The organism is Shigella sp. FC1544, assembly GCF_001722145.1.
Lineage (GTDB): Bacteria > Pseudomonadota > Gammaproteobacteria > Enterobacterales > Enterobacteriaceae > Escherichia > Escherichia coli.
Window position 1 is genome coordinate 1 of sequence record NZ_MECT01000205.1, and the last position, 2,777, is coordinate 2,777.

1 protein-coding gene and 2 pseudogenes are annotated in these 2,777 nt (G+C 52.9%); 1 reads left to right on the forward strand and 2 read right to left on the reverse strand.

Annotated features, from left to right (window positions below):
* Positions 1–361, forward strand: a pseudogene (locus tag BGK49_RS11760) (IS1-like element IS1B family transposase); the annotation flags it as partial.
* 329 nt (positions 362–690) lie between these two features.
* Here the strand turns inward: BGK49_RS11760 and fruA are convergent.
* Positions 691–2,382, reverse strand: coding sequence for a PTS fructose transporter subunit IIBC (fruA, locus tag BGK49_RS11765; protein WP_000854446.1), 1,692 nt, complete (start codon positions 2,380–2,382; stop codon positions 691–693).
* 16 nt (positions 2,383–2,398) lie between these two features.
* Positions 2,399–2,677: pseudogene (locus BGK49_RS11770) on the reverse strand (PfkB family carbohydrate kinase); the annotation flags it as partial.
* Positions 2,678–2,777: the final 100 nt, after the last annotated feature.

Genomic DNA, 2,777 nt, shown 5'->3' on the forward strand with positions numbered 1-2,777 from the left:
ATACGTCGGGGCTAAATCGCGCCAGCGCTGGCTGTTTTACGCGTATGACAGGCTCCGGAAGACGGTTGTTGCGCACGTATTCGGTGAACGCACTATGGCGACGCTGGGGCGTCTTATGAGCTTGCTGTCACCCTTTGACGTGGTGATATGGATGACGGATGGCTGGCCACTGTATGAATCCCGCCTGAAGGGAAAGCTGCACGTAATCAGCAAGCGATATACGCAGCGAATTGAGCGGCATAACCTGAATCTGAGGCAGCACCTGGCACGGCTGGGACGGAAGTCGCTGTCGTTCTCAAAATCGGTGGAGCTGCATGACAAAGTCATCGGGCATTATCTGAACATAAAACACTATCAATAAGTTGGAGTCATTACCCATGTTTTACGTAAAGTAAATTACCGCCAGAGAGGCAAAATGGGCAGATTTGAGCAGGCTCACAAAATGCGATTAAATGCCTGAATTACAAAAGCGAGGAATTTGTGACGGGATGCACAGAACGGGAACAATAAAAAAAGCAGAAAATAATCTGCCCTTGAGGAAATAACCTTAGTATTTGATGAACGTTTCAAGTTTCTACTGAAATATAAAACCATTTAAATTCATAAAATTACATTCACAAACCGGTCATTCTCTTTGCGCTCATCAAATGTTACAGGGCAGGAAATTTCTGCCCTGTAACACACCTTTTATTACGCTGCTTTCGCTACTGCGTCCACTTCCGGACGTTTCAGGAAGGCATAGGCCAAACCCGCCACCAGCGTACCAGCAATAATTGCTACTAGGTAACCCAGTACCGGCGTAATAGCGCCAGGGATCAGCAGAACAAACAGACCACCGTGCGGTGCCATCAGTTTCGCACCAATCGCCATTGAGATTGCGCCAGTCAGCGCCCCACCCACGATACAGCACGGCAGCACACGCATCGGATCACGAGCAGCAAACGGAATTGCACCTTCCGAAATGAAGCACAGTCCCAATACCAGAGCGGCTTTGCCACCTTCCTGCTGCGCTTTGTCGAATTTGCGACGCGCCACCATTGTTGCCAGACCCATTGCCAGCGGTGGCACCATACCTGCCGCCATAATCGCCGCCATCGGGCCATATGTTTGAGTACTCAGCAGACCCACACCGAATGCGTACGCTGCTTTGTTTACCGGACCGCCCATGTCAGTACACATCATGCCACCGAGGATCGCCCCCAGCAGAACCGCATTCGCAGTCCCCATGGTCTGCAGCCAGTGAGTCAGCCCTTCGAGAATGCCAGCAACTGGTTTACCGATCAGGTAGATCATCGCCAGACCGACCACCAGACTGGAAATTAGCGGAATGATCAGGATCGGTTTCAGCGCCTCCATACTCTGTGGCAGTTTCAGTTGCGTACTGATTAACTTCGCAATGTAACCAGCCAGGAAGCCAGCAATTATACCGCCAATAAAGCCAGAACCGGTGCTGACCGCCAGCATACCGCCAATCAGACCCGGCGTGAGGCCCGGACGATCGGCAATGGAGAAGGCAATATAACCTGCCAGTACCGGCACCATCAGCGCAAAGGCTGAACCACCGCCAATCTGCATCAGCGCCGCTGCCAACGTACCCGGCTCTTTAAACGCTTCGATACCAAAAGCAAAAGAAAGCGCGATACACAGACCACCTGCGACGACCATCGGCAGCATATAAGAGACGCCTGTCAGCAAGTGACGGTAAGCGCCTGCACTCTCTTTCTTACCTTCAGTGGTCGCCGTTTGAGCTTTGCCCGCCGGTTCATACGGCGTTGCTTCAGCAACCGCTTTATCCAGTTCCTGCGCGGTTTTCTTCAGCGCCAGACCGGTAGAGGTACGATACATCGGTTTACCAGCAAATTTCGCCAGATCCACTTCGATATCTGCCGCCACAATCACCAGATCCGCTGCTGCGACTTCTTCAGGGGTGATTGCATTGCCCGCGCCAACAGAACCACGGGTTTCAACTTTCACCCACCAGCCACGTTTTTTCGCTTCGGTTTCAATGGCTTCAGCCGCCATAAAGGTGTGTGCTACGCCAGTCGGGCAAGCAGTCACCGCAACTACGCGTTTCGGACCGCTGGCAGCAACCGGTGCTGTCGCAGCGACCGGCGCAGTGTAAGGTTTCGCATGGCCTTTGGCTTCACTCAGGAACAGCTCAGGGTGCGCAACTGCCCGGGAAATATCACCCAGCCAGACATTTTTACCGTTCAGCGCGCTGTCATTCGGGATGGAATCACCGAGAACAATCGCCATTTCTGCGTCGTTCGGATTGTCGATGATTTCCAGTTTTGCTTTTCGCGCCGCCGCGCCCAGCAGGGTCTTCGCCATATAGGCGCGTGCCTGACCGAGATTAGCGTCAATAATCAGCAGCGTTTTCATTATGCCTCTCCTGCTGTCAGTTAAAAGGTTGTAAGTCGACGCGCGCCATCATTGCGGCCAACTGCGGACGATCGGTAATACCCACATTGCTTTGACTTACCGCCAGGGCTGCAACAGCTGTCGCCAGACGCAGTGTGTGTTCACTGGATTCACGCATCAGCAAGCCATAAATCAGGCCACCAACCATAGAATCCCCTGCGCCAACGGTGCTTACGACATCGACTGACGGTGGTTTGGCGATCCATTCGCCGGAGGCATTAACCCAAAGCGCGCCTTCGGCACCCAGTGAAATAACAGGCACTGTTGCAAATAGTCGGTGGTGATAAACTTATCATCCCCTTTTGCTGATGGAGCTGCACATGAACCCATTCAAAGGCCGGCATTTTCAGCGTGAC

Coding starts and splice junctions, on each gene's coding strand:
- fruA (WP_000854446.1), bottom strand. CDS start 2,382: ATGAAAACGCTGCTGATTATTGACGCTAATCTCGGTCAGGCACGCGCC.